Below are 5366 nucleotides of genomic sequence, written 5' to 3' on the forward strand. Positions count from 1 at the left end.
CTGAAGGGGCGGTATTAGGGGCAATTCGGGTACAATGTGAACACTTATATGTCTACCGAACAAAGATTAATTCGCAACTTCTGCATCGTTGCTCATATTGACCACGGCAAATCAACGCTGGCTGACCGGATACTTGAGTTTACCGGCGCTATTGACCCGCGTAACATGCAAGCACAGCTTCTCGACCAGATGGATCTGGAAAGGGAACGCGGCATTACGATTAAAATGGCTGCTGTTCGGCTGTTTTATCAGGCACATGATGGGAATAGGTATCAGCTTAACCTGATCGACACTCCAGGTCATGTGGATTTCACCTACGAAGTCTCAAGAAGCCTGGCAGCGTGTGAAGGCGCATTGCTGGTGGTCGATGCCACCCAAGGAGTTGAGGCGCAGACAATCGCCAACGCTAATTTAGCGATGATCCAGGGCCTTGCCATTTTGCCCGTTATCAATAAAATCGACATGGAGGTAGCGGATGTTGAGCGCACTAAAGAAGAGATTGAAAACGCGCTGATGCTCGATGCTGCCGATGCGGTTATGGTAAGCGCAAAAACCGGCATAGGTATCGAAGAGCTACTCGAAGCAGTGGTTAAACAAGTCCCCCCTCCGAAAGGCAAAAAGAATGCGCCATTAAGGGCGATGATATTCGATTCACACTTCGACGCCTATCAGGGTGTGGTTGCCTATGTGCGGGTTATCGATGGCAAAATTGAAGCGGGGACGAGACTAAAGTTTTTATCCACAGGTCGTGAAGAAGATGTTGTACAGGTGGGCATCTTCTGCCCGAAATTAGAAGCAACGGATTCTTTAAACGCCGGTGAAGTCGGTTACGTGATGGCCGGAGTGAAAGACATCGCTGAAGTGGCAGTTGGCGATACTATCACCGATGCGAACAATCCGACCTTACAAGCATTGCCGGGTTATCGCAAGGCCAAGCCGATGGTCTATAGCGGGATATTTCCAACTGATACCGACCAATATGAAGACCTTCGCGATGCCCTTTTGAAGCTAAAACTCAACGATGCGGCGCTGATTTTCGAACCTGAAGTATCAATTGCGCTAGGTTTCGGGTTTAGAACTGGATTTCTCGGACTGCTGCACATGGATATTACACGCGAGCGGCTTGAACGTGAGTTCAATCTGAGCTTGATCGTTAGTGCGCCGAGCGTGGTCTATCGCATTCATAAAACTGACGACGAGGTTTTCGAAATCTCTAACCCAACGGAGATGCCCGAACCCCAAAGTATTAGATATGTTGAAGAACCAATAGTGAATGCGACGATTATGTGCCCGCAGGACTATATTGGCCCATCTATGCGGTTGGCTCAAGATCGGCGAGGAGAATTCCTAAAATTAGAGTATCCGAGTCCGAACCGTGCGGTGCTCTACTATAAATTGCCGTTGGCGGAGATTTTATTGGACTTCTTTGACCAACTGAAAAGCTCCACACGTGGGTATGCTTCCTTTGATTATGAATTTTCAGGGTTTCAACAAGCGGAACTGACGAAGCTGGATATAATGCTTAATGGCGAGCCGGTGGATGCGCTTAGCTTTATCACCCATCGCGATAGCGCCTATCCGCGGGCAAGAGTTTTAGTTGATAAATTAAAAGAGGTCGTTCCTAGACAACAATTTGAGGTAAAAATTCAGGCAGCAATTGGCATGAAGGTCATCGCAGCGTCTGTGATTAGACCGTACCGTAAGAATGTCACCGCTAAGTGTTATGGCGGCGACATATCAAGAAAACGCAAGTTGCTCGAAAAGCAGCGTGAAGGCAAGAAGCGCATGAAGCAAATCGGCGCCGTTGAAGTGCCCCAAGAGGCTTTCTTGAGCGTTTTAAAGGTAGCAGAATAGTGATGTCAACTGAAATATTATTTAGAAGCAACTTAACTCCCGCGCTTCGGGCTAGTGACGAATGCCCTGCTGATTTAGTGCAAAACTGGCTGGGTGAAGTCGCTGAACCGCTCGATGCTGAAATTTATCGCTATGATGAGGACGAGGAAGTCTCATGGCAGGTTATGTTGCACCCCGCTGAGGAACCGCTGACAGTCACACTCACTCGCGACTCTTTGGAAGGATATGCCAGCACCGGTAACGCCGGACCTGGTTATCATCAATACATTGTCCGAGCGTTAGATGATGCCGAATCACGTTGGGGTTTGCATTGGCATATCGATGATGATACCGATTTTTACTTGATGCGAGACCGCGAAGCGCTTGAAAAAATCATGGTCGAATGGATGGTTGACCGAAACCATCGTGTGCTCACTGCAATGGAGGATGGTTGGCGCGGGGTACTTCTTGGGATGCCCGACCACGTTCGGCCAGTCAAAAGCGATTTCGATATTCTCACCCCCATGGGACCCCGACATAGTGCATGGCTGGAGTATTTTTCGAACGAAAAATTGCAGGCCTATCGCTTTGCAAATGAGTTTCCCTGGTGGGACGAGGGTTTAGATGCGACTTTTTGGTCGAATTATGGTCTGACTTTATGTTATTTGGATGTCATCTGGGAAGAGAACAAGTGCGAGGAAGCCACTTTGGCTGCCCGTCAGGCTTATGATGCCTTCGAACGTGCTCTTGAACTGGATGAAAACGCCGACCTCCCCTGGCCTGAGTTTATTTGGCTGGCAAACCAACTTGGGCGCGGGGATCAAGCTGAGCGCATTCGTGCCGCGGCTTCCTATGACACTCAGCGTCCCTTCTACGGTGGTTATCGTTTAGGTTTGCTCCGCCAACCTCTAGATGATGGTTGGGAAATTGATCTCCCCGGCAGTTGGTGGCCCGCTTATGAAGATGAGGAGCCGAACCTTCGATTTGTGCATGGTGAACAGCGCCTGTTCTTTACCGCTTATAATCATGTCAATAATAGTCCGGTTGAAATCGAAGGCGGACTGCGCGATGCTATCCGGCCGGAACAAGATTGGGTTAATGGCGATGTACACGGCAGCCTTAGAATCGATACAACGCAAAGAGGATGTATGGTTCAGGCGATTGTTGCTACACCGGATTCTGTCGCTCTGGCTAACTTCTGGTCAGAGAGAGCGAGTGATAAGAACGATATGATGCAAGCTGTTCGGTCAATTGCACGCACGCCGTTTGCGGAAGATAGTTCTGAATATGAAGCGGCTGAGAACGAATGAAACGGCAGCCAAAAAAACAGCCTGAAACATCGGATAGACTAGTGGTTGCCAGTAACCGCAAAGCTCGTTATGACTACGAAATTGTCGAATCTCACGAAGCCGGCATTGTTTTAGTAGGTTCAGAAGTCAAATCCATCTTTTTTGGCAAGGCTGGTCTTCACGATTCTTATGTTAAGTTAGAAAAAGGCGAACTGTGGGCAATTAATATTTATATTGACCCCTATGAAGCAAGCAGTTACTTCAAAATCGAATCTCGCCGTCCGCGCAAGCTCTTAATGCACCGCAAGGAAATTGATCGTTTACGCTCAAAAACTCAGGAAAAAGGCTACACCATTGTCCCCCTCTTACTCTATTTCCATCACGGCAAAGCAAAGTTGGAGATTGGTCTTGCAAGAGGCAAACGCCAATATGACCGCCGCGAACAAATCGCTGACCGCGAAATGAGAAGAGAGAAAGAACGCGGCGATAAGCTGTAGAGCTTTGTGCTCACAAATTATTGTTGACCGCTGACCTATGAGGGTGATAGAATCGAGTGAAGCTGATTAACAAGGAAGGCAAAGTGCTCGTTAGAATACTTACATCTTTAGTCGGTATCCCTTTGGCTATCGCACTTATTATATGGCCGGGTGGCCAACCGTTTAATATAGCAATATGCTTGCTTGTAGTGCTTGCTATATTGGAAATGCTATTGATGTTTGCGCGCAGTGGTAATGGATTATCCCTTCGACCTAATCTCATTGCCGCAGCCCTTGGCGCGGTTTTTGTTGCATTCTGCTGGAGAGATCCCCTTGGCTTAATCAACACATGGTTTGGGACTGCATTTACGATTGGACTGATTTCCGCGTTCGTGTGGGAGTTCCCCGCAGCAATTAGACGTGAACCTGGCGGAGCAGTTCGAAACGTTGCTTTCGGCCTCTTTACAGGTCTCTATGTCGGGTTCTTTTACTTCTTCCTAATCCAGCTTCGCGGAGACCCAACTTGGTCCGGTCAAATTAGCTTGATTCCTGACCGATTGATTGATAAAGGGGCTGCAATTGTCTTATTGCTTTTCGTGACAGTTTGGGCAGGGGATACTGCGGCTTATTTTATTGGTACTCGATATGGCAAGCGAAAACTGGCTCCTGCGATTAGCCCCAATAAGACGGTTGAAGGCGCTCTTGCGAACCTGCTGGCCTGCACGATAGTCGGCTCACTTATGGCGAACTGGATAGGGATTTCATGGGATCATGGGTTGGCATTGGGTATGACCATTGGCATATTCGGCCAAATCGGTGACCTATTTGAAAGCCTTATCAAGCGCGAAGCCGGGGTCAAAGATAGTGGTCAGCTTTTCCCAGGTCATGGCGGTGTGCTGGACCGATTTGATGCGGTAATGATCGCCGCCCCGCTGGTCTACTATTACCTAATTTGGACGCACGCTCTCGCGCAATAAGGTAGTGAACCCAGTTTTTCGAAAATCAGGTATATTATTGACTCTTAAAAGTATGGTTGCACCCTTTTGGAACTATCTCATCTTACCGATTACACAGTTGACAGGTAAGCTGAGCGTGTGCCATACTATTTTCCGCTGTTCAAGGCGAGTTGGCCGAGTGGTCAATGGCATCAGACTGTAAATCTGACGGGAAATCCCTACCTAGGTTCAAATCCTAGACTCGCCATATCCCACGCCCACGTAGCTCAGCGGTAGAGCACTTCTTTGGTAAAGAAGAGGTCATGGGTTCGACTCCCATCGTGGGCTTCCCCCAACTGGGGGTGGATTTCAATAATAAGAAACGGGTGAATGAAATGGCTGGCCAGACAAGCAGAGTTATCATAACGATGGCATGCACTGAGTGTCGAGAACGAAATTATACGACAACGAAAAATAAACGCAAAACCGAAGCGCGATTAGAGCTGAAGAAGTTCTGTTCACGATGCCGTGCGCAACGCATGCACCGCGAGCAAAAATAACCGACCGGCGGTTTACCGCCCATCGGCCTTGCTCGCATCTCGTAGGGGCGTAGCTTAGTTGGTAGAGCGGCGGTCTCCAAAACCGCAGGTCGTGGGTTCGATCCCTACCGCCCCTGCTTTGACATTAGGTTTATAAGGCTCTGGGAATTATTCCCAGAGCCTTTTTGTTTTGCGCGAAAAGCTTATGTGGGGGGGACACTAGTACTCTTACTGTGATTTTAAAAAATAACTACTTCTTTCAAAATCTGTCCGCTTTTGCCCATCCCACAAGTC

Annotated in this window: 5 protein-coding genes and 3 tRNA genes; all 8 read left to right on the top strand. The window is 48.4% G+C overall.

The features are described 5' to 3' along the window. The first annotated feature begins 48 nt into the window (after positions 1 to 48). The 8 genes from lepA to WCO51_09255 all read left to right on the top strand — a co-directional run bounded on the left by lepA (position 49) and on the right by WCO51_09255 (position 5209). Positions 49 to 1854, top strand: a complete 1806-nt coding sequence (lepA, locus tag WCO51_09220; protein ID MEI6513440.1) for a translation elongation factor 4 — start codon at positions 49 to 51, stop codon at positions 1852 to 1854. Between the two features lie 2 nt (positions 1855 to 1856). Next, positions 1857 to 3143, top strand: coding sequence for a hypothetical protein (locus tag WCO51_09225; GenBank protein MEI6513441.1), 1287 nt, complete (start codon positions 1857 to 1859; stop codon positions 3141 to 3143). Next, complete coding sequence (gene smpB, locus WCO51_09230; protein MEI6513442.1) at positions 3140 to 3619, top strand: SsrA-binding protein SmpB; 480 nt, start codon at positions 3140 to 3142, stop codon at positions 3617 to 3619. Before WCO51_09225 ends, smpB begins: the two co-directional genes overlap by 4 nt. Before the next feature lie 83 nt (positions 3620 to 3702). Then, a complete protein-coding gene (locus tag WCO51_09235; protein MEI6513443.1) occupies positions 3703 to 4575 on the top strand; it encodes a phosphatidate cytidylyltransferase in 873 nt (290 codons plus the stop codon). Between the two features lie 143 nt (positions 4576 to 4718). Continuing rightward, positions 4719 to 4801, top strand: a tRNA-Tyr gene (locus tag WCO51_09240). An 8-nt stretch (positions 4802 to 4809) separates the two neighbouring features. Further along, a tRNA-Thr gene (locus WCO51_09245) sits at positions 4810 to 4881 on the top strand. Positions 4882 to 4928: 47 nt separating this feature from the next. Further along, a complete protein-coding gene (gene rpmG, locus WCO51_09250) occupies positions 4929 to 5093 on the top strand; it encodes a 50S ribosomal protein L33 (GenBank protein ID MEI6513444.1) in 165 nt (54 codons plus the stop codon). Positions 5094 to 5136: 43 nt separating this feature from the next. Then, positions 5137 to 5209: transfer RNA gene (locus WCO51_09255), tRNA-Trp, on the top strand. Positions 5210 to 5366: the final 157 nt, after the last annotated feature.

This window comes from bacterium (genome assembly GCA_037131655.1).
GTDB lineage: Bacteria > Armatimonadota > Fimbriimonadia > Fimbriimonadales > JBAXQP01 > JBAXQP01.

Coding starts and splice junctions, on each gene's coding strand:
- lepA (MEI6513440.1), top strand. CDS start 49: ATGTCTACCGAACAAAGATTAATTCGCAACTTCTGCATCGTTGCTCAT.
- WCO51_09225 (MEI6513441.1), top strand. CDS start 1,857: ATGTCAACTGAAATATTATTTAGAAGCAACTTAACTCCCGCGCTTCGG.
- smpB (MEI6513442.1), top strand. CDS start 3,140: ATGAAACGGCAGCCAAAAAAACAGCCTGAAACATCGGATAGACTAGTG.
- rpmG (MEI6513444.1), top strand. CDS start 4,929: ATGGCTGGCCAGACAAGCAGAGTTATCATAACGATGGCATGCACTGAG.